The organism is Bradyrhizobium sp. YCK136 (genome assembly GCF_044570075.1).
GTDB classification, from domain to species: domain Bacteria; phylum Pseudomonadota; class Alphaproteobacteria; order Rhizobiales; family Xanthobacteraceae; genus Bradyrhizobium; species Bradyrhizobium diazoefficiens.
On record NZ_CP172424.1, the window covers coordinates 122,922 to 143,825 of the forward strand.

Genomic DNA, 20,904 nt, shown 5'->3' on the forward strand with positions numbered 1-20,904 from the left:
CGGGCCCAGCAGGTTGTTGAACTCGTAAACTCGCCCGATCTCATTGTACTTTGAAATGGACCCCGGTTTTGGGACCAGAGGCTAAGTTGGAAAAGGGCCGCTCCGTTTGATAGACGGAGGGCATGATGACGAAGAAGACACGACGGAAGATCGACGCGGCGTTGAAGGCAAAGATCGCGCTGGAAGCGGTGCGGGAGCAGGCGACGGTGGCCGATCTGGCCCAGCGCTATGAGGTTCACCCGAACCAGATCTATGCCTGGAAGAAGCAGCTGCTGGACCAGGCGGCCCGGGCTTTTGACGCGGGTGTCGGGCGCGAGAGCGAGGAAACGCGCGAACGCGAGATCGAGAAGCTGCACGCCAAGATTGGACAACTGACAGTCGAGCGCGATTTTTTAGCGCGGAGGTCCGGAAGATGAGCACGCCGGACCGTCGAGGAATGCTCGATCGCGCCGACCAGGCGCTGTCGATCCGCCGGCAATGCATGTTGCTTGGCATCGCCCGTTCTGGGGTCTACCGGCCGCCACAGCCGGCCAACGACAACGACCTTGCCCTGATGCAGCGGATCGACGAGCTGTTCACCGCCTGGCCATTCCTGGGCTCGCGGCGAATGACCGCGATGCTGAAGGCTGAGGGGCTTCAGGTCAATCGCAAGCGCGTGCAGCGGTTGATGCGCAAGATGGGCATCGCGGCGCTGGGACCGAAGCCGAACACGACAAAGCCGGCGCCGGGCCACAAGATCTATCCCTATCTGCTGCGCAACATGACGATCGACCGGCCGAACCAGGTGTGGGCGGCCGACATCACGTATCTGCCCATCGGCCGCGGCTTTCTCTATCTCGTCGCCATCATCGACTGGGCGAGCCGTGCGGTTCTGGCGTGGCGGTTGTCGAATACGATGGACGTCTCGTTCTGCGTGGCGGCTCTGGAAGAGGCGCTGGCGACGTACGGCACGCCGGAGATTTTCAACACCGACCAGGGCAGCCAGTTCACCAGCGTGGCCTTCACCGGCGCGTTGGTGGGCGCAGGGATCAAGATCTCCATGGATGGCCGCGGTCGTTGGATGGACAATGTCTTCATCGAGCGGCTGTGGCGGTCGCTCAAGCATGAGGACATCTATCTCAAGGGCTATGCCGACGGCCGCGAGGCCAAGGCAGGGATCGCGAGCTGGATCGCCTTCTACAACGATCGTCGCCTTCATCAGTCCCTCGGCTATCGCACGCCGATGGCGGTCTGGCGCGAACGGATGCAGGCCGCGCAGGCTGTGGACATGGTGGACAACGCTGACGCGTTGACCACATGCCCACAGCAATTCCAGCAGACAGAGTCTCTGGCTGCGTGATAGAAAGGGATCAGGAGCGATCCGTTTCCAACTAACAAACCGGTTCAACCGGTCCCGCTCCGCGGGTCCATTTCACTTGTCCGTCGATATTTCCCACGGCGACACTTCGACAGAAACCTTCGGCCGGGCTTGCTGATCGCTCCCGGCCAACTTTTCATGGATAGGTGGCCTTTGTTTCGCGAGCTCTGAAGTGATCTCGTGGATCGCTTCGTCATGGGTCGTGTGTTGAACGACCGCGGCCTCGCGTGACATGCGATCGAGCGCCGCATCGTAGAGTTGCCGGATGCTGTACACCGGCTCCCGTTCAGTTGCCTGCGGGTGAAGGTCACGGAGAACTTCAGCGATAGCGACGATGTCGCCCGAATTGATCTTGACTTCAATTTCCTGAGCTAGCCCGTCCTATTCGTGAGAGTGCGGCTTTGGGGCCCGATTGATGCGGCCGAACATCTGCTCTGACGAGGCGCACAGGATTGCCTTCGGCTTTTCACCGCCTGACGACCCGTACTTTGCAACGCGCTTGAGGTATAGGTTGGGCGAACGGGGGGCGGACGCCCCGCCGGTCAAGGACTGAGCGGCAGCAGCGTGCCGGGCAAGCCGCGGATCAGGTCGGCTTCGGGACATGCCGCGGCGAACGCAAGGCGAATGCGGCTCGTGGTCTCGACCACACGGGCAGCGAGTTTCAAGAGACGAAGACGCAGCGTCGCGAACTCGGCAGTGGCCAATTCCCGGGCTTTGGGAATGGCGTCGCGCACGGTCAGCATCAGCCAATAAGCGGCCGTATGGAGCACGAGACGGACCTGGTTGGCGAGCGCCGAACGGCAGCTGGTGCGATCGGAGGCGAGCTGCGTCTTATGCAGCTTGATCAGATTCTCGGCTTGGCCGCGCGCGCAATACAGGCTGTCGTAGATCCACTCGGCCGAGCCGACATCGAGGCTGGTGACGACGAAGCGGATGTCGAGGCCGAGCATCGTCGCCTCAATACGGGCGACAGTGCGCCGTTCGCGATCCCAGGACTTTGCCTTGTGGCGCGTCTCGGTATAGCCACGCAGAACCGGCAGGTTCTCGATGGCGCGTCGCGTGCGGATGTCGTCGGCGACCTCGTCGACTTTTCTGGCGAGAGGCTTGGTGCCGGACAGACCGAAGATGTAGTCGATGCCGTTGGTCTCGCACCACGCCATTGCCTCCGGCCGGGCATAGTGCCCGTCGCCACGGAACGTAATTTGCGTGTTGTGCCATCGCGTCCGGATATGCCGTACCAGGCGGCGCAGATGGGCACGCACCTCGACGCCGCCCGGCGTCTTGCCGGGCCGCAGCACGACGGCCACGGGCCGGCTCTTCTCCGTGTCGTAGACGTGGATCGGCAGGAAGCAGCGTTCGTCATAATGAGCGTTGAACAGCGAGAGCTGCTGATGGCCGTGGACGACGTCGCAGGTATCATCGATGTCGAGCGTGACGGATGCCGGCTCGCGCGGGTAGCTATCCATCCATGCGTCGACCAAAATGTAGGTCAGTCGGATCACGTCGCGCAGGCGCGGAGCATTCTCCAGCCGCGACAGCGTCGGCTGGGAACACAAATCCCGGCCCGTGTCCGGTAGGCGACCGCAGGCCAGCTTGAATGCCGGATCGGACCGCAGATGATCGAGGTCGTCGGCGTCCTCGTAGCCGCAGCAGATCGCGAACATGCGCGCGCGGAACATATCGACCAGGCTGTGCACGACCCGCGTCGGATCGCGCCGATCCGGGAACACCCGGGCCAAATTGTCGGCCAAACCGAGACGCCGCTCGGCCATCGCCAGAAGCATCACGCCCCCGTTCGAGGTTAGGCGCCCACCATCGAAGGCAGCTGTGACTTTCTTGGCGTGAACGGCTGGAAACGAGAAGGGCGGAATCGTATCGTCGGTCATGGCGGGCGTGGCGTTCGCGGTTGGAGGTGATGGGGTTGGCTTCGCAACCGAATCCTACGCCGCATCAGCGCTTTACCCCTCAGGCGCACTCTTACGAATAAGGCGGGTTAAGTTGAAGAAAGATTGAGTGACTCCCGATCATTTCTGTGCCGAAACGCGGAGTCGCGGTCGTGCCGCGTCCAAAGAAACCGGCGCGAGCGGCCTATTAGATGCGGTAGGTGATCAGCCTCCGAAACGAGACTATCAAACTGGCTGCGACTTCATGGTCAAGGGTGGCGTTCCTCCTACAACTACGACATGCCATGGCACCATTTGTCTGGGCTACCAGGAGGAATTTCGCGATGAACTGCGTCAAGAAAATGTCTGTCGCGGGTATCGCTGCGTTGGCACGCTCGCTGGCCCGGGCGCAGGTATGGGCTACGGCCCTTCTTGTCTTCCTCGGCTCAGTCTCGATCGCCGAAGCCCGGAACACGCCTTGTTCAGGCAAGAAAGGTGGTGTTTCTGATTGTGAGAATGGTAAGTTTGTTTGCAAGAACGGAACTATTAGCCAATCTAAACTGACATGTTCTCGCTAATTCGGCACCTTCGGCAGAAGCATGCAGAAGCATGAAGAGATCGAGCGCGAGGCAGAGGCTTTAGTGGTCTGAAATCGTATCATCGGTCATGGCGGGCGTGGCGTTCGCGGTTGAGGTGATGGGGTTGGCTTCACAACCGAATCCTACGCCGCATCAGCGCTTTACACCACGCTCGCCAGCCTCTCAGGCGCCCTCTCGCGAATAAGACGGGTTAGCACTTGGTCTGCCGGCGCTTTGCCCAGTCCGGATTTCTGCTTCATCTGCGCTCCTGGTGGCTACGATGAACCAGAAATCCTCCCTCCGCAAATCCTTCAATTTGTCTCAGATGCGCTGACGGCGAACAGTATGGTCGAGATTCTCGAAGACCGGCTGGTCCGTACTGTCCTCATGCCACACGACTGGAAGCCAATCGCTGGACGTGATCTGCTCCGGGCAGGCCAGCAAACCGGCGATAAAGCCGTCAAGCTCTTCGAGCAGCATCGTTTCCTCGCCGAGGGCGAGCAATTCCTCGTCAAGCTGCTTGAGTCGGCGCGACAGACCGGACATGGGCACTCCAATTCCATGGCAGCACGGCCTTGCCAAAGCCCATTGCCTTCCAACGCCTCGCATGAGACTCGACAGATGATATCGAAATTCCGCTCAGACCAACAAGGGTCAACGCAGCGGTTAGTCCAAGCAGTGAAAATGCTCTGCGGCGCGAAATCATTCCAGACTGATCGTTCACTTGCCTCCTTAATCTTGGGTGAAAAAATAATCCCAGCTCTCACGAGCGTGAGTTTGACTTCGATCAACACTCTTCGAATGAAGACGTTTTAGACTACTACCCCATCGGAATCTGGTTCGCCAACACGCGGTGTAGCCGCCGCACCTTCGATACCTCGCGATGGTTTGCGCGCGCTTGACTATTGATGCCCTCCGCGTCGGGCAATCGTGCATGAAGTCGGTAAGCATTCTCATTGGAAAATGGATGGCGCGGACTTGGTACGTAACCTTTGAGGCACAGAAACGGGGGATTCTGCCTAGAAGGCGAAGCCCTCGCGTGACGAGTACCTTTGACACAGAAATGGAGGCCAAGGAGTTTGCGCGGCAAAAGGTCAGCGAAGGACTTGCCGTCTACGCTGGCACCATCAATCCCTATGTGCCGAAGCAACTCATTTCGGCAAGCCGAGTCTCGACGTGGCTTGATGATGCGCAAGAGCCAGATTCCGCTCAGCCAGGACGCGCCCACTCGAAGGAGAAATAGCGAAAAGGAGTCATGGGCTTTCACTGAAATGGACACGCCCATGTTGCCATTTTGATACACGCCATCTTGCGGTGTGAGAGCAGGGTTGGAGGCAATGCATAGAAACTCATGTGCTGGTGTGGACGGCCTCTCATCCCCACGGTTTGATGGCGCTCTCGGCGTCACGGAAGATGAGAGGAAAGTCTAATGAATATTCCCGTTCGTATCGGCATGGATACTTCGAAGTCGGTGTTCCAGCTTCACGGTGTTGATGAGAATGAGGTAGTGGTCGTTCGGCGCCAGTTTCGGCGAGCCGAGATGATCCGCTACTTCGAGCGGCTTCCGCCAGTTCTCGTCGCCATAGAGTCCTGCGGCAGCTCGCACCATTGGGGGCGCCTGCTGCAATCGTTTGGACACGAGGTAAAGCTAATCCCACCTCAGTATGTGAAGGCCTACGTGAAACGCGGCAAGAACGACGCGGCCGACGCCGAGGCGCTGTGCGAGGCGGTCACCCGGCCCAGCATGCGGTTCGTACCGGTGAAATCGAAGGAACGGCAAGCGGCTTGCATGTTGATGACCGTGCGAGAACGCCTGGTCAGCGTGAAGTCTCAGCTCTCCAATGCTTTCAGAAGCTATGCCGCTGAGTTTGGTATCGTCGGCCCCGCCGGCCGGCAGAACGTAGCCGCACTCATCAAACGTGTGCTGGAAGACGATAGCCTGCCGGAAATGGCGCGGGATCTCTTCCGCTTTCAGGCGGACGAGTATGCCGCGGTTGAAGCCCGCCTGGCGAAGATCGAGGCCAAGCTGATGAAGTGGCATCGCGAGGACGACATCTGCAGGCGTATTGCGACAATTCCCGGCATCGGTCCGATTGGGTCGTCGATGCTCAGCATGAAGGCACCGCCGCCCGAGACGTTCAGATCGGGTCGCGACTTTGCGGCATGGCTCGGACTGACACCCAAGGATCATTCAACTGGCGGCCGGCAAAGACTCGGCGGCATCACAAAGGTTGGAGATTCTGTACTGCGATCGACGTTGATTGTCGGTGCCACCGCGCTGCTGAGGCATATCCACAAGGGTCGTCATAAGCCCACACCATGGCTCGCCTCACTGCTGGAGCGAAAGCCGCCGAAGTTGGTTGCGGTGGCGTTGGCCAACAAGTTTGCCCGCATCGCTTGGCGCTTGATGATATCGGGCGGCGTGTACAACCAGCCGGTAGCAGCCATGCCGACTTGATCTGAAATCGGACCGCGAGCGAGGTTGCTCGGCGGATTGCCCACGAACTTGCAGGACGCAGTAGATGGAAGGACCGATCGGTCGATACGCGCGAGCTTCCGAAGATTACACTGGCACCACGAGTGTCGCCCATGTGCTTGGAGCGTGCGTAGCGAACATCATCTCGGCCAGCGGACTTTGTCCGCGCAAACAGGCCGGACATCTGATAGCAAGCGATCTGGTCAGAAGTCTGCTACAATCCTGGCAAGTGGGGGGCCGTCTACATCTGTAATCTCGATAGACTAACCGGCCGAACAGTGCAGCAACCTCCGAAATTCGCCGCGCGCGGTGCGCATTGTCACGGAACAGGATCTCACGCGCGTTCGACGCTGCATGCCCTGAGCTTTCTTGCGATGGGATTTGTTTCCACGGAAAGCATGGCCGACAGCGCGCATGTCACTGGCTCGGCGCTCGCACAACAATTATCTGCCGAGGACTACAGCGCTTATCTGCTCACACCGTTCAAACTAGCCACGCAGCCCGCTCTCAAGCAGTCCGTTTTTCTGTTTGGTGGAAGGACGAACTCGGGAAATCTAGGAGAAACCTTTAAATTTGGCATTGGCGTGCCGTCTTCGGAACTCACCTACGACAACTACATCGTGGGCGGAGCCTATCAGCGGGACTTCTTTCAATTCAACAGCGGGTTGCTCTTGGGTGCCGAAGTCGGCCTCGCCGACAGATTCGGGCATTACAAAGTCTGCTGCGATACCGTCACGTACGCTGACAGGGTGATGCATTCTGCGGAGCTGTGGGCGGGCGTCAGCTTTCGGCATGAGGGCCTCAAGCTGTTCGATGCCGTTCGGATCTCACCTGGGTTCGTCTTTGGACTAAGTGCAATATCTAATCCGATCGGACAGGAGGGCGAACACCAACTTGTCCATCAGGGAAGCGCAAGGCTGCTTTTCTATTTGGGTTTCGAGCTTGCGTTTGGTTTGGCAAGCCTGCCGAACACCGAACTCGTCTATCGCATTCAGCACCGCTCGGGGGCCTTTGGAACACTCGGTGGCCTCAAAGAGGGCAACAATGCCAACGTTATCGGCATACGTCAAAGATTCTGAGAAAACTGGCTGAGCCATGAGTGCGCTTCGTTCGCGGGGCGTTAAATAAAATAGGTCAGCCATGCGGAGATGGCGGGGGTTTCGGAGCGCCCGGCCTCCTCCGCTGGCACCTGGCACATCATTGAGCGGGTCGGGACGGCGCGGGCCTCTCTTCGCTTTCACGATTGGCCGATCCGTCGGTCGCATAGCTCCGTCCTTCCAGGCGGTTCGTAGACTTGCCAGAAAGAGATCAATCGATTGCGATGCCGCAGCAGGATTGACGATTGGCTGGGTATCCGCAAGCGCGGCGAGGCGTTCCTGCGCGCCGCGGATATCGCGCAACAACGCGACCGGGTCGAGAGCCGCATCACATCCGCGGTGCGTGCAGGTTGCAGCTCCGAAAGCTCTGGGGGGTACCCAGCTTTGGGCACGCAAGATATTTAGGGTAACTTCAATTTTTTAGAATCACGCGCCGCACATAGCGCGAACACGGATCGTACGCGGGGCGCAAGCTGAATGCGGTGGCCGCGATCGCCGGATGGCCGAACGGAGTTAGCGATTGCCGGGGCCTGACGACGGGATCATTGCCTAAAGTGCGATGGTTGCCGCGCTGGACGGCCACTCGTCGTTCTGCTCGAGCGGGATGGCGCCGATGAGACGCAAACCGTCGCTCGCAGCATCGAGTGCAGGCCGCTTAAACTCTAACCGCTGAGGGGCCAGACCCTCCCTTCGCGAGTCGCCTAATCAGCCTCAAATCATTTGACGACGGGCAACGGTTGCGCCGCTTGTGCGGCGCCAGCAACCGGTCGGCCCTCTGCTGAGATGTTTCGTTGTCGTGCAACACTTCGAGGCTGCAGACGCGAGCGATCGCCAACGCGCGGCGCGAGATTCGCTGATGGCTCATGGATCTTGCTTTTAGCTCTGCTGCCGGTAGCGGACTGGCTGCCGGGGTTCAGAAGCCGTAATCCTGAACGGCCAATATGCTTTTGGGGTGCCCCTTCGACATGGGCGCACCGTCCCCGCCGAACGGGGCTGTTACCGCAGGCCCATTGATGGCCAACTGATGCTATCTTGGGTTTCTGAGTCCCAAGCCTATGGTTGCACACAACCTGTGCGTTTGCAACAGTCATTTTCCACTCAAGGCGCGGCGAAACCGCGCGCTCTCGTAAAGCGGTTGCAAGACTCGACGCTGACGGAAGACACGCTGGTCGATAGTTGTCCGTGAACAAGCCTCCAAGCACTTGATTGGGAGTCTGTTTTCCGGTTGCGGCGGCATTTGAGATTGCAGGGGATTGAGGCTTCACAGCCCAAAACCCTGCAATTTCGATTTTGGATTTCCCTGCCGCTGCGAACCGTGATTCCGTGCTGCATCGGAGGCACCGATGCGACCAAAGAAGCACAGGACGACAGGCTCGAACGATCTGTTCCGGTCCCGGCTGGACCAGATCATCAACATGCGACACGAGCTGGTTCTGCTCGCCGGCAGGGTCGATTGGGACTGGATCGACGGCGAGATCGCGCCGCTCTACAGCGACAACGGCAGGCCGGGTATCGCGACCCGATTCATGATCGGATTGCTGCTGCTCAAGCACATCTACGGCCTGTCCGATGAAGGGGTGTGCGAGCGCTGGGTCCACGATCCGTACTTCCAGTTCTTCACCGGCGAAGAGTTTTTCCAGCACGTTTTCCCGCATGAGCGCTCAGACCTGAGCCACTGGCGCAAGCGGCTCGGCGACAAGCTGGAGCGGTTGTTGGCCGAGAGCCTTCGGGTGGCGCACGCGAGCGGTGCGTTGCGCAGCCAGGACCTCAAGCGGGTCACGGTCGACACGACCGTCCAACCGAAGGCCATCAGCTTTCCGACCGACGCCAAGCTGCTGCATGCAGCGATCCGCGGGTTGAACCGCCTGGCGAGGAAGCACGGGGTCAGGCTCCGGCAATCCTATGTTCGCGTGGCCAAAAGCGCGGCAATGATGGCGGGCCGCTACGCTCATGCCAAACAATTCAACCGGCATCAGCGACAGCTGCGCCTTCTGCGCAGCCGGCTGGGCCGGATCATCCGCGACATTCGCCGCAAGACCGAGGGCCAGCCCGCACTGGAGGAGGCATTCGCCCTGCCGCTGAGCCGAGCCACCCAGATCCGCTCGCAGCAGCAGCGCCAGCGCGGCTTCAAGCTGAATTCCATGCTCCGGAGGTCGAGTGCATCGGCAAGGGCAAGGCCGCCGCGCCCTATGAGTTCGGCGTGAAGGCATCCATCGTCACCAACAACCAAAGAGCTCCCGGCGGCTTGTTCGTGCTCCACGCCTGCTCGCTGCCGGACAACCCCTACGACGGTCACACCCTTCGCGACGTCATCGAGCGCACCGAGAGCCTCACCGGCTGCCCGATCGAACGGGCCTATGTCGACAAGGGATATCGCGGCCACGACACACAAAATCCCCGCCGCGTCTTCATCTCGGGCCAGAAGCGCGGCGTCTTCGGCGTCATCAAGCGCGAGCTACGCCGCCGTTCCGCCATCGAGCCCATCATCGGACACATGAAGAACGAAGGTCACCTTGGCCGCTGCTATCTCAAAGGCCGCGCCGGAGATGCCGCTAACGTTCTCCTCTCGGCCGTTGGCCACAACCTCCGCCGTGTCCTGGCTTGGCTCAGAGACCTTTTGTCCCTCTTCCTGCTCTCACTCTGGCCAACGCTCAACTGTCCAGTTCAGCCCAATTCGGCTTATTAACGATCGACTCGATAAGGAATGGCCCGTGCTCCCTTGGGTTTTCGTGCCCACGGCTGCGCTCGGCCGCTCGGCTTTATCAAACCCGAATTGCTCAAGCTCCTGCCGAAAGCGCGGACAACGAACCTGCAAACGTGCTGCCGTGGCCTACCGCACTTACGATCGAAAGCCTGACGCGGTTGAAGACGCTTGCACTTCTGCCATGGAGAGGGAGAGCAGCACGGGCCCGACTTGGCGCCGAAAAAAGCGCGTAAATCGACGCTGTCCCTGCCGCGCCCGTGCCTGCAAAGTTAGCGACGACGTAACTCGGCGTCTCGGAGTTTTCCGAAAGTGACGCGCTGTCCCTATCACGCGTAACCCGGCCGCCAGCCTCGTCTCCTCGGCAAAGCCGCCGCCTCGGTCTTTCCGGAGACGGGTATGCCTCCAGAGCGCGCCCTGATGCTATTGCAAAGAAGTTCGCAAAGCACCTACCAGAGTAGGTTGGTCGACCGCTTTAGCGCGGCAGAGGAAATCCGGATCGATATCGGCCGCTACTTCGAACGTCATGCCGCAAGCCGGCGGGCCGCGGCTGTTGGCTTCCGGATCGTGTCGCCGCTGGCGACGGCCAGATCACGAGCTGAGGATACCGGAGGAGGTGGCTTTCGCCTTCTCATGCTTAGCGCAAAAGGCGGCTTCCTGCTGCGCAACGTATTGTCGTTGCTCATGGCGCGATTGTCAGCTTTGAGACCAACGTCCCCAAGTTAACGCTGACACAAAGTAGCAAGCGACTGGAGAACCTCCGATTTTCAAGCGGCACGCTGCTTGCTTCGTTCGGGGCACCAGCGGGCGCGGTTCCCCGCATATCCGCTCTTCGAGACCGAATGCATATATTCCGTCTGCTTCCGCCCACCTCGCAAGACGCGGCGAGCCCGGCCCGCCGACCCAGTCCAGGACAAGTCCCATGAAAAAGTCGCTCCTCCTCGCCGCATCGCTCTCCATGACCTGTTTGATGTCCGCGGCACTGCCCCAGAAACTGCCGGCTGCGATGCAGGCGGACGATCCTTTCCTTTGGCTCGAGGAGATCGAAGGGCCGCGCGCATTGGCTTGGGCTCGCGCCGAGAACGACAAGACGCTCGGCGCGCTCCAATCGGATCCCCGCTATCAGCGCTTCTATCAAGAGGCGCTCACCATCCTCCAGGCCAAGGATCGGATTCCGTACGTTTCCTTCGGACGGCGCGGTCTCGACAATTTCTGGCAGGACGAGAATCACGTGCGCGGCGTCTGGCGACGTACCACGTTTGAGAGCTATCGCGCCCAGGACCCGCGATGGGACACCATCCTCGACTTGGATGCGCTGGCTGCCGCGGAGAAGAAGAACTGGGTCTTTAAAGGGGGTAGCTGCCTGCCGCCCGAAGAGCGCCTGTGCCTGCTCAATTTTTCCGAGGGCGGCAAGGACGCCGTGTTCGTGCGCGAGTTCGACGCGGACGCCCAAGCCTTCGTCACCACCGGCTTCGACCTTCCGGAGGGAAAGCAGGGCGTCAGCTGGATCGACGGCGACACGATCCTGATCGCACGCGATTGGGGCGAAGGGACCACGACGCAGGCCGGCTACCCTTTCGTCGTGAAGGAGCTCAAGCGCGCTCAGCCGCTCGTTGAAGCGCGCGAGGTCTTTCGCGGCGAACCGACCGATGACGGGACGGAGCCATTCGCGCTGCGCGACAGTGAAGGCACGGTCCATGCGACCGGCGCGGTGCGCACTATCAGCACGTTCGAGTATGAGTATGTGCTCTTCGGGCCCAAGGGGCCGATCAAGCTCAACCTGCCAAAGAAGGCGACCATCGGCGGCATCGCCAGTGGCCGCCTGCTCGTGACGCTCAACGAGGAGTGGACGCCGTCCGGCGGCACCCGCTTCGCAGCCGGCTCGATCATCTCGTATGACCTGGCCGAATGGAAGCAGGATCCGCTGCGTGCCAGGCCGTCGCTCGTCTTCCAGCCCGGGCCTCGGCAGGCGCTCAGCGGGTTCAGCGCCACCAGGAACTTGTTGATCCTGACGACCCTCGACAATGTTCAGAGCAAGGCGTTCGTCTACAAGTATGATCAGGACGCCTGGCGGGCCACGCCGATCCCGCTTCCGGAGAATGCGAGTATCGGTCTACCTGCCGCATCGAATGAAACGGACGAGGTGATGTTCACCGTCTCCAGCTTTCTCAGGCCGACGTCGCTCTGGTATTTCGACGCCGCGACCGAACGCCTCGAGATACTGAAGTCGATACCTCCTAGGTTCAATGCGTCTAGACTTGTCGTGGAGCAGTTCGAGGCAACTTCGCGAGACGGCACCCGCATTCCTTACTTTGTGGTGCGGCCCAAGAGCGCGAGGTTTGACGGATCGACCCCAACCATTCTCTATGGCTATGGCGGGTTTCAGATTCCGCTCCTGCCGTCTTATGCGGGGGTTATGGGACGGCTCTGGCTCGAGCAGGGCAATGCATATGTCGTCGCCAACCTGCGCGGCGGCGGCGAGTACGGGCCGCGATGGCACGAGGCCGCCCAGGGGGCAACAAAGCAGCGCACATGGGATGATTTTATCGCCGTTGCGGAGGACCTGATCCGACGGAAGATCACCTCTCCGCGCCGCCTTGGCGTAGCCGGCGGCAGCCAAGGAGGCCTGCTGGTGGGGACCGCATTCACCCAGCGACCCGACCTCTTCAATGCCGCCATGGTGGAGGTGCCGCTGTTCGACATGGTTCGGTTCACCAAGCTGGCCGCCGGGGCCTCCTGGACCGGCGAGTATGGCGATCCCGCCATTCCCGAACAGCGCGAGTGGCTCGAGGCCTACTCGCCCTATCAGAAGTTGGTGCCGGCCAAGACCTACCCGACCCCCTTCATTCTCACCTCCACCAAGGACGACCGCGTGCATCCGGCCCACGGCCGTAAGGCAGCCGCGAGGCTCGCTGAGCTAGGCCAGCCCTATTTTTACTATGAGAACCTCGACGGGGGACATAGTGCCGCCGCCAATCTCATTGAAGATGCACGCCGGGTGGCGCTCGAATATACCTATGCATCCCGGCGGCTTGTCGATGAGTGATGTCGAGAAAACAATATCTCACTTCACATGATCGACCTTGGCGGCGACGTCAGCAAGCTCGTGTTTACTATATTCTCCGCAGACCGTGGTATCGCCCGGATTAGAGCGTCAGGGCGGCGCTGTCGGTCATCATCACGGGCTTACTTGAAGCTGCCGGCGGCAGGGACATGGACGTCCTCGACCTGCCGCTATCTCGCGCGGGTCGTTCGTCGCCCGTGAACAAGCCTCCAAGCTCTTGATCGGGAGTCGCTTTTTCAGCTGAGCGCGGTTCGAGATTTGCAGGGAACGGAGGCTCGGGAGGCCAAGAGCCTGCAATTTCGATTTTGGATTTCCCTGCCGCTGCGAACCGTGATTCTGTGGTGCATCGGAGGGACCAATGCGACCGAAGAAACACAGGACGAATTGCTCGAACGATCTGTTCCGGGCACGGCTGGACCAGATCATCAACATGAAGCACGAGCTGGTTCTGCTCGCCGGCAAGGTCGATTGGGACTGGATCGACGGCGAGGTCGCGCCGCTCTACAGCGAGAATGGCCGGCCCGGGATCGCGACCCGCTTCATGATCGGATTGCTGCTGCTCAAGCACATCTACGGCCTGTCCGACGAGGGGGTGTGCGAGCGCTGGGTCCACGATCCCTATTTCCAGTTCTTCACCGGCGAGGAATTCTTCCAGCACGTTTTCCCGCACGAGCGTTCGGACCTGAGCCACTGGCGCAAACGGCTCGGCGACAAGCTGGAACGGCTGCTGGCCGAGAGTCTGCGGATCGCACACCAGGCCGGTGCGTTGCGCAGCCAGGACCTCAAGCGCGTCACGGTCGGTCGAGTCACCCCGGGGAATCTCACCCCGAGGTGCTCACGAAACCGGACGTGAATCTCCCGATTCATCCGGCTTCTATCTTCCAGCCGCAGGTCGAATGCCGACTCGCCACAAATAAAGCAGGTTCGGATCGCGCTGCGCGAGCCGTCCCAAGCAATATACTGAGGCGACTTTCCGGCCTTTCAACCGCTTGTATTTCCGCCTCGTCCAACGGGCGAGCGCGTCGTTAACGTGACGAAGGACGTTGACACATTCCGTGCGATAAAACCGTCCGTAATAGTTCAGCCATCCTTGCACGACAGGATCAATCAGCTTGGCGAGTTCTTCAAGACTCCAGTGGTTTCGCGTCGAACCCAGTCGCCATGAGCGAATGGTCTGTCGGATTCCTTTGGCAGCCTTGTTGCTGATTGCCGGGAGGAAGTTGAGGAACTTCTTGCCCTTTCGATCGCGAGCGCCGCGCGGCTGGAAGGTGTAGCCAAGGAAGTCGAACGAGATGTGTTCGCATTCCTTTTTCCGTTTATTATCCTTGCAGTAGACGATCCGGGTTATTCTCCGGGTGGAGTTCCAGACCGCATTCCGCAAGACGTTTTCGGATCGCCACCATCACGGTTCGAGCCTCGCTTTCAGTCCTGCAATGAACGATCGCATCGTCTGCGTATCTCTCGAAGCAAAGATGCGGGAGCGTGCGTTGCATCCATAGATCGAATGCATAATGCAGCACGAGGTTCGCGAGCAACGGCGAGACCGAAGGACCCTGAGGGGTTCCACGTGTTCTTTCCTCGAGGGTCCCATCTTCCCGCTCGACGGGTGCTTGCAGCCACCGCTTCACGTAAAGACGCACCCAGCTCGATTCCGTATGATGGGCTACCGCCTTTTCGATCAGATCCCATGGAATTGAGTCGAAGAACGACCTAATGTCCAAGTCAATTACCCAATCGAATTTCCAGCAGCGCTCACGCGCTTTCCCCACCGCATCCAGCGCCGAACGGTCGGGCCGATATGCGGGCGCGAGCGGCACTTCGCCGTTCCGCGCAAGGGGCAAGCGCCGCTCGTTCTTACCTGGTAGAGTCCCCTCGCTCGGTTTGGATCACGGGCGGGTCGTAAACCCATACAAGAAAAAGGCTGACAAGGCGCAGTGCGAATGCTGCGCGAGTGTCAGGCATTGTTGTGCTCTGCCGCGGCTGCGGCGTGTCCACCAAGCACGGGGGCCCTCAGAAGGTGCGGCGGCGTGGGAGATCAACAGGCCGTGCCAGACGGCGGAAGAGGGAGCGGGGATGCGGGTTTGCGAAATCGCCGTTGTCGGCCTCGGCCTGATCGGCAGCTCTGCGTTCCATTCGCTCGTGCGTCGTGGGGCCAACGTGCTCGGCTTCGACCCTCTTGTGTTGGGCGAGGCTCGCGGCTCATCGCACGGTTCATGCCGAGTGTACCGACGTTTTAATTTCGAGAGCGCGGCTTACACGGAGCTTAGCCCGTCCTATTCGTGAGAGTGCGTTTTTCTAGTCCGATTGATGTGGCCGCACATCTGCTCTGACGAGGCGCACAGGAGTGCATTCGGCTTTTCACCGCCTGACCACCCGTACTTTGCAACGCGCTTGAGGGATGGGTTGGGCGAACGGGGGGCGGACGCCCCGCCGGTCAAGGACTGAGCGGCAGCAGCGCGCCGGGCAAGCCGCGGATCAGGTCGGCTTCGGGACATGCCGCGGCGAACGCAAGGCGAATGCGGCTCGTGGTCTCGACCACACGGGCAGCGAGCTTCAAGAGACGAAGACGCAGCGTCGCGAACTCGGCAGTGGCCAATTCCCGGGCTTTGGGAATGGCGTCGCGCACGGTCAGCATCAGCCAATAAGCCCCGTGGGTCGGTCAAAATCCCCCGGGTATGGTCACTTGAAACTCCCCCACCTGATGATCGCCGTCAGCGCCGCTGAACAGCAGTAGCCGGTCAGGCAGGACGTTTATGTTCGACCCCTTTAGCCAGCAAGGGGCCGGGGAGTTGAACGTCTTGAAGCGACATCTGCAAAGCACCGTACTTACATTACTTGATCGCAACACCAGCCAGCGCGAGATTCACCGGCTGACGGGTGTCGATCGCAAGACGATCCGGCGTTATCAGGCGCTGCGGGCCGGTGCGGAGGCAAATTCCCCCGGGGAAGTGACCACCGGCTCGGTGAGCGCGGACGGCCAAATTCCTCCACCCCGACCACCGGCTTTTGGGACATCGGAAGCGACGGTCACCAGCAGCCTGGCCCGTTCGGCTTGCGAAGCGCATCGGACGTGGATCGAAGAACAGGTCCGGCTGAAGCGGAACGCGCAGGCGATTTACCAGGACCTGGTTGATCAATTTAGCTTTCCGTCCAGCTACCAGAGTGTCAAGCGGTTTGTGCGCCGGTTGCGGCACGCTGATCCTGAGCAGTTTGATCGTCTTGAGTTCCTCCCCGGCGAGGAAGCTCAGGTCGACTATGGCGAGGGCGCGCCGACGGTTGATCCGAAGAGCGGGCGGTACCGTCGTCCCCGCCTGTTCGTGATGACGCTACGCTACTCGCGGCGCAGCTTCCGGCGGGTAGTCTGGAAGTCCAGCCAACAAGTCTGGGCGCAGCTCCACGAAGAGGCGTTCCGGTATTTTGGCGGGGTCCCCAGCTATGTCGTGCTCGACAACCTGAAGGAAGGCGTCCTCAAGCCGGATTTGTACGAGCCCCAGCTCAACCCGATTTACAGCGCGATGCTGGCTCATTACGCCGTGGTCGCCGATCCCGCGCGCGTGGCCGATCCAAATCGGAAAGGATGCGTCGAGAATGCGATTCAACATACCCAGGGCACTGCGCTGGCCGGACGGCGCTTCGAGACGCTGGAGGCGCAAAACGAGTTCTTGAGGCACTGGGAGGAGAACTGGGCTTCCAAACGCATCCACGGCAGCACGCGCCGTCAGGTCGAGGCGATGTTCCAGGAAGAGAAGCCGCACCTGCGGCCGCTGCCTGTCGCTCCCTTCCGCATCTTCACCGAAGTCGTCCGGACTGTCTGCGACGACACCACCGTACGCGTCGACAACAGCTATTACGCCGCGCGGCCCGCGCCGATCGGCAGCCAGGTCGTCGTGCGCATCTACACCACCACGATCGAGATCCGTGATCGCCACACCCGTGCGCTGCTGCGTGTTCATTCCCGGATGGCGCACCCCGGTTCTGTCGTCCTGCCGACCAGCGAACGGCCGTTCAACCCGTCGCGGCAAACCGCCGTGCTGCTGGCGAGCGCCGAGCGCATCGGACCGCAGACCAGGGCCTTGTGCCAGCAGGTGTTCGACACCGAAGGGCGCCCCGGACAGCGCGCGATGTGGGGCATTGTCGGGCTGGGCCGGAAGTATCCGGCGCGGCTGGTCGAGCAGGCCTGCGCGCACGCCATCGACAACCGCATCTACCGCTACAAGCACGTGCGTGCGACCGTCGAGCGGTTGTTCGAACAGGCGATCGAGCAGGTTGGAGTGACGCCACAGCCGGCATCGCCGCTCACCCAGGATCATCCGCTGATCCGTACCCCCGCGGAATACGGCGACCTCTTCAGCCGCGCTGTGCGGCGCGACGCCGACGACAATGGTCGGCAGGCCGAGGCTCACGACGATCACGCCACGGCAATCCGCGCTCGTGTCGCCTGCGCAACCCCGGCCAACTCCGGCGCCACGAGCGCTCCCGCTGCACCTTCTCACCTTAAACTGGAGACCTAGCCACATGATGACCATGCCGGAAATTGAGCGTTGCCTACGACAGCTGCGCCTGTCGGGTGTCCGCGACACGCTGCAGACGCGCGTGCTCCAGGCGCAGGGCGCCAACCAGCCCTTCCTCGAGACCTTCTCCCTTATCCTGCAGGATGAACTGGACCGTCGTCAGTCCCGTCTTATCGAGCGGCGATACCAGCAATCCGGGCTCGACGAAAAGCTGACGCTCGCCGAGTTCGACTGGTCCTTCAATCCCAAACTGCCACGTCAGACCTGCTTCCAGCTCCACACCCTGGCGTTCATTGCCGCTGGCGAGAACGCTCTGCTTGTTGGCAAACCTGGCACCGGGAAGTCGCACATCGCCAAGGCGATTGCCTATCAGGCGATCCTGCAAAGCCACAAGGTCCAGTATCTTGAGACCGACGACTTCTTTCACCGCTACGCCCTGAACTCTCCGGCACAACGCGAGGTCCGGCTGCGAACCATCATCGACTGCGATCTCCTCGTGCTGGACGATCTATTCCTCGCACGCGCCATCCCCGACGACGCCGGCACTTTGCTGCAGACCCTGATCCATCAGCGTTACAAACTGCGCCGCAGCGTCATCGTCACCTCCAATCGCGTCGTGCAGGATTGGGGGGCATACCTTGGGGACAACACTATGAGCACGACGATCCTCGATCGCCTTATGCATCATTGCCATCTGCTTGAGTTCGACGGACGCAGCTATCGGCTCAAAGAAGCCGCTGAAGCTCTTGCCCGGGAAACAAACTCAAACTAACAGTCCCTTGTCCTGCCTCGCGGGTGGAGGAATTTGACTGACCACACCCGGAGGAATTTGAAGTGACCCGCGGGGAATAAGCGGCCGTATGGAGCACGAGACGGACCTGGTTGGCGAGCGCCGAACGGCAGCTGGTGCGGTCGGAGGCGAGCTGTGTCTTATGCAGCTTGATCAGATTCTCTGCTTGGCCGCGCGCGCAATACAGGCTGTCGTAGATCCACTCGGCCGAGCCGACATCGAGGCTGGTGACGACGAAACGGATGTCGAGGCCGAGCATCGTCGCCTCAATACGGGCGACAGTGCGCCGTTCGCGATCCCAGGACTTTGCCTTGTGGCGGGTCTCGGTATAGCCACGCAGAACCGGCAGGTTCTCGATGGCGCGTCGCGTGCGGATGTCGTCGGCGACCTCGTCGACTTTTCTGGCGAGAGGCTTGGTGCCGGACAGACCGAAGATGTAGTCGATGCCGTTGGTCTCGCACCACGCCATTGCCTCCGGCCGGGCATAGTGCCCGTCGCCACGGAACGTAATTTGCGTGTTGTGCCATCGCGTCCGGATATGCCGTACCAGGCGGCGCAGATGGGCACGCACCTCGACGCCGCCCGGCGTCTTGCCGGGCCGCAGCACGACGGCCACGGGCCGGCTCTTCTCCGTGTCGTAGACGTGGATCGGCAGGAAGCAGCGTTCGTCATAATGAGCGTTGAACAGCGAGAGCTGCTGATGGCCGTGGACGACGTCGCAGGTATCATCGATGTCGAGCGTGACGGATGCCGGCTCGCGCGGGTAGCTATCCATCCATGCGTCGACCAAAATGTAGGTCAGTCGGATCACGTCGCGCAGGCGCGGAGCATTCTCCAGCCGCGACAGCGTCGGTTGGGAACACAGATCGCGGCCCGTGTCCGGCAGCCGTCCGCAGGCCAGCTTGAATCCGGGATCGGACCGCAGATGATCGAGGTCGTCGGCGTCCTCGTAGCCGCAGCAGATCGCGAACATGCGCGCGCGGAACATATCGACAAGGCTGTGCACGACCCGCGTCGGATCGCGCCGATCCGGGAACACCCGGGCCAGATTGTCGGCCAAGCCGAGACGCCGCTCGGCCATCGCCAAAAGCATCACGCCCCCGTTCGAGGTCAGGCGACCGCCATCGAAGGCAGCTGTGACTTTCTTGGCGTGAACGGCTGGAAACGAGAAGGGCAGAATCGTATCATCGGTCATGGCGGGCGTGGCGTTCGCGGTTGAAGGTGATGGGGTGGCTTCGCAACCGAATCCTACGCCGCATCAGCGCTTTACACCACGCTCGCCAGCCCTCAGGCGCACTCTTACGAATAAGACGGGCTAGTTCCGACCAAGTAGTATTTGTGCTCTCGCGCGCCCTCCCTTTAAGGGTTTCGAATGCCTTCTTTACGAGAGCCGGTTCGGACAGCTTCCGCATGCCCACGTTCGCGATTTTCGCGGTGGGCACGCGCAGCGTCATCTTGTCCTTGATGAAATTGATCACGAACAGCTGCATCTTGGTGCCCGCGATCTCCTGGTCCTCAATCGCGAGGATCTGGCCGACGCCATGCGCCGGATAGACCACGTACTCATTCACCCCAAAGCCGCCGCTCTCCAGGATCGGGGCCTTCGGTTGCTCCGATCGGTTCCATTCATATGGCGATCTAGGAGGCTGAGGGTTTTCCGGTGCCTTCGGTCCTTCCGGTGCCTTGCCAGGAGGCTTCCAGTCAGGATGCTTCAATTCGCCTGCCGAGACCTGGGCGGCCAAGTGGTTCTTCTGAGGCCGTGTTGACCCTGCGAGGCGCTTGCCCTGCTCGATCAGATAGCCGATGGAAAACGACCAGACCTGTTCGCTGATGGTCACAAAGAACGATTCCCCGGCCTTCCTGTAGTGGGTACGGAGGTAGTGCAGTTCGGGATCGAAGCGACGGTAGATGACGACAAATTCTTCCGGCTTGCCGTCCCGGTCCCTGAAGAGGAAATAGTGCTTCATGTACACGTCGTCCGCGTCGACGACGGCGAACTCCTGAAGCTTAGAGCCGAGCAGGGGGTTCAATAGGCGCTCGATTTCCCGGCGTCCCCCGCCACCGAACAGATCGCTAAAGAACCCCATCGCTCCCCACCCTGATCGAACCGCGTTCTCTCGACGCGGGAACCAAAGGACTATTGCACGCCAAACGGCGGTCACCAAACCTTTCATAACAGGGCGGGCTAGTCGGACACCTGGCGTCGATAGCCGCTCTAATCGCAAGAATTTCGCTTGGGTACCGAAAGGAGTGCGATTGACTTGTACCCTTCTCACGCGGGCAAATGGCGGAAATACCTCTGCCCCCGCTTTGTCGGGCCTGCCGCCGACCTCGTGTTGCCACCCGAGCAACCGTGCCGATCGCGCTTTGAAGGCGGCTCCATCGATCCGGTTGCGTGCCGGACCGGTGAGCATCCGATCCCATACGGGCCAGCCACCTCGAAAGTA

At 60.9% G+C, this 20,904-nt stretch carries 12 protein-coding genes and 6 pseudogenes; 9 read left to right on the plus strand and 9 right to left on the minus strand.

The window, feature by feature from the left end; genetic code table 11:
- Positions 1–125: 125 nt before the first annotated feature.
- Positions 126–1,339 (plus strand): IS3 family transposase gene (locus ACFLEY_RS00585; RefSeq protein ID WP_244433177.1). Its coding sequence is split into 2 segments (ribosomal slippage): positions 126–402 and positions 402–1,339, totalling 1,215 coding nucleotides; the frame shifts between segments, so codons are not numbered across the junction.
- A 72-nt stretch (positions 1,340–1,411) separates the two neighbouring features.
- On the opposite strand, the pseudogene ACFLEY_RS00590 reads toward ACFLEY_RS00585, so the two are convergent.
- From ACFLEY_RS00590 to ACFLEY_RS00600, 3 genes and pseudogenes are all read right to left on the minus strand, one after another.
- A pseudogene (locus ACFLEY_RS00590) lies at positions 1,412–1,729 on the minus strand (hypothetical protein); the annotation flags it as partial.
- 170 nt (positions 1,730–1,899) lie between these two features.
- Positions 1,900–3,243, minus strand: coding sequence for an IS1380-like element ISBdi2 family transposase (locus ACFLEY_RS00595; protein ID WP_396604470.1), 1,344 nt, complete (start codon positions 3,241–3,243; stop codon positions 1,900–1,902).
- Between the two features lie 896 nt (positions 3,244–4,139).
- A complete protein-coding gene (locus tag ACFLEY_RS00600) occupies positions 4,140–4,364 on the minus strand; it encodes a UPF0149 family protein (RefSeq protein WP_038954026.1) in 225 nt (74 codons plus the stop codon).
- 493 nt (positions 4,365–4,857) lie between these two features.
- Between ACFLEY_RS00600 and ACFLEY_RS00605 the strand changes: the two genes are divergently transcribed.
- The 3 genes from ACFLEY_RS00605 to ACFLEY_RS00615 all read left to right on the plus strand — a co-directional run bounded on the left by ACFLEY_RS00605 (position 4,858) and on the right by ACFLEY_RS00615 (position 7,373).
- The gene (locus ACFLEY_RS00605) at positions 4,858–5,061 is read left to right on the plus strand and encodes a hypothetical protein (protein ID WP_253580069.1); all 204 of its coding nucleotides are present in this window, start codon (positions 4,858–4,860) and stop codon (positions 5,059–5,061) included.
- Between the two features lie 186 nt (positions 5,062–5,247).
- A complete protein-coding gene (locus tag ACFLEY_RS00610; protein WP_060909654.1) occupies positions 5,248–6,276 on the plus strand; it encodes an IS110 family transposase in 1,029 nt (342 codons plus the stop codon).
- Positions 6,277–6,692: 416 nt separating this feature from the next.
- On the plus strand, positions 6,693–7,373 hold the full coding sequence (locus ACFLEY_RS00615) for a hypothetical protein (RefSeq protein ID WP_396605013.1): 681 nt from the start codon (positions 6,693–6,695) through the stop codon (positions 7,371–7,373).
- Positions 7,374–7,496: 123 nt separating this feature from the next.
- Here ACFLEY_RS00615 and ACFLEY_RS00620 read toward each other — a convergent pair.
- Positions 7,497–7,715: pseudogene (locus tag ACFLEY_RS00620) on the minus strand (ISNCY family transposase); the annotation flags it as partial.
- A 1,019-nt stretch (positions 7,716–8,734) separates the two neighbouring features.
- On the opposite strand from ACFLEY_RS00620, the pseudogene ACFLEY_RS00625 reads away from it, so the two are divergent.
- The 3 genes and pseudogenes from ACFLEY_RS00625 to ACFLEY_RS00635 form a co-directional block, all read left to right on the plus strand.
- A pseudogene (locus ACFLEY_RS00625) lies at positions 8,735–10,077 on the plus strand (IS5 family transposase).
- A gap of 937 nt (positions 10,078–11,014) precedes the next feature.
- A complete protein-coding gene (locus ACFLEY_RS00630; RefSeq protein ID WP_211434496.1) occupies positions 11,015–13,138 on the plus strand; it encodes a prolyl oligopeptidase family protein in 2,124 nt (707 codons plus the stop codon).
- A 376-nt stretch (positions 13,139–13,514) separates the two neighbouring features.
- A pseudogene (locus ACFLEY_RS00635) lies at positions 13,515–13,955 on the plus strand (transposase); the annotation flags it as partial.
- 75 nt (positions 13,956–14,030) lie between these two features.
- Here the strand turns inward: ACFLEY_RS00635 and ACFLEY_RS00640 are convergent.
- The 3 genes and pseudogenes from ACFLEY_RS00640 to ACFLEY_RS00650 all read right to left on the minus strand — a co-directional run.
- Entirely contained in the window at positions 14,031–14,537 is a 507-nt protein-coding gene (locus ACFLEY_RS00640) for a group II intron maturase-specific domain-containing protein (protein ID WP_080587263.1), read from the minus strand.
- A complete protein-coding gene (locus ACFLEY_RS00645) occupies positions 14,476–14,973 on the minus strand; it encodes a reverse transcriptase domain-containing protein (protein ID WP_060909656.1) in 498 nt (165 codons plus the stop codon). The genes ACFLEY_RS00640 and ACFLEY_RS00645 overlap by 62 nt, the downstream gene beginning before the upstream one ends.
- A 617-nt stretch (positions 14,974–15,590) precedes the next feature.
- Positions 15,591–15,803, minus strand: a pseudogene (locus tag ACFLEY_RS00650) (transposase); the annotation flags it as partial.
- 106 nt (positions 15,804–15,909) lie between these two features.
- Here ACFLEY_RS00650 and istA point away from each other — a divergent pair.
- Positions 15,910–17,667: an IS21-like element IS1631 family transposase gene (gene istA, locus ACFLEY_RS00655; protein ID WP_129557431.1), complete on the plus strand. Its 1,758-nt coding sequence runs from the start codon at positions 15,910–15,912 to the stop codon at positions 17,665–17,667.
- 4 nt (positions 17,668–17,671) lie between these two features.
- Positions 17,672–18,439 (plus strand): IS21-like element IS1631 family helper ATPase IstB, encoded by a 768-nt coding sequence (gene istB, locus ACFLEY_RS00660; protein WP_038952109.1) that lies wholly within the window; start codon positions 17,672–17,674, stop codon positions 18,437–18,439.
- Between the two features lie 76 nt (positions 18,440–18,515).
- On the opposite strand, the pseudogene ACFLEY_RS00665 reads toward istB, so the two are convergent.
- A pseudogene (locus ACFLEY_RS00665) lies at positions 18,516–19,652 on the minus strand (IS1380-like element ISBdi2 family transposase); the annotation flags it as partial.
- Positions 19,642–20,544 (minus strand): CarD family transcriptional regulator, encoded by a 903-nt coding sequence (locus ACFLEY_RS00670; protein ID WP_249163582.1) that lies wholly within the window; start codon positions 20,542–20,544, stop codon positions 19,642–19,644. The gene ACFLEY_RS00670 and the pseudogene ACFLEY_RS00665, both read right to left, overlap by 11 nt.
- Positions 20,545–20,904 lie beyond the last annotated feature (360 nt).

What these genes read in the sequence shown, in the direction of transcription:
- ACFLEY_RS00595 (WP_396604470.1), bottom strand. Translation starts at nt 3,243, where the DNA reads ATGACCGACGATACGATTCCGCCCTTCTCGTTTCCAGCCGTTCACGCC.
- ACFLEY_RS00600 (WP_038954026.1), bottom strand. Translation starts at nt 4,364, where the DNA reads ATGTCCGGTCTGTCGCGCCGACTCAAGCAGCTTGACGAGGAATTGCTC.
- ACFLEY_RS00610 (WP_060909654.1), top strand. Translation starts at nt 5,248, where the DNA reads ATGAATATTCCCGTTCGTATCGGCATGGATACTTCGAAGTCGGTGTTC.
- ACFLEY_RS00615 (WP_396605013.1), top strand. Translation starts at nt 6,693, where the DNA reads ATGGCCGACAGCGCGCATGTCACTGGCTCGGCGCTCGCACAACAATTA.
- ACFLEY_RS00630 (WP_211434496.1), top strand. Translation starts at nt 11,015, where the DNA reads ATGAAAAAGTCGCTCCTCCTCGCCGCATCGCTCTCCATGACCTGTTTG.
- istA (WP_129557431.1), top strand. Translation starts at nt 15,910, where the DNA reads ATGTTCGACCCCTTTAGCCAGCAAGGGGCCGGGGAGTTGAACGTCTTG.
- istB (WP_038952109.1), top strand. Translation starts at nt 17,672, where the DNA reads ATGATGACCATGCCGGAAATTGAGCGTTGCCTACGACAGCTGCGCCTG.
- ACFLEY_RS00670 (WP_249163582.1), bottom strand. Translation starts at nt 20,544, where the DNA reads ATGGGGTTCTTTAGCGATCTGTTCGGTGGCGGGGGACGCCGGGAAATC.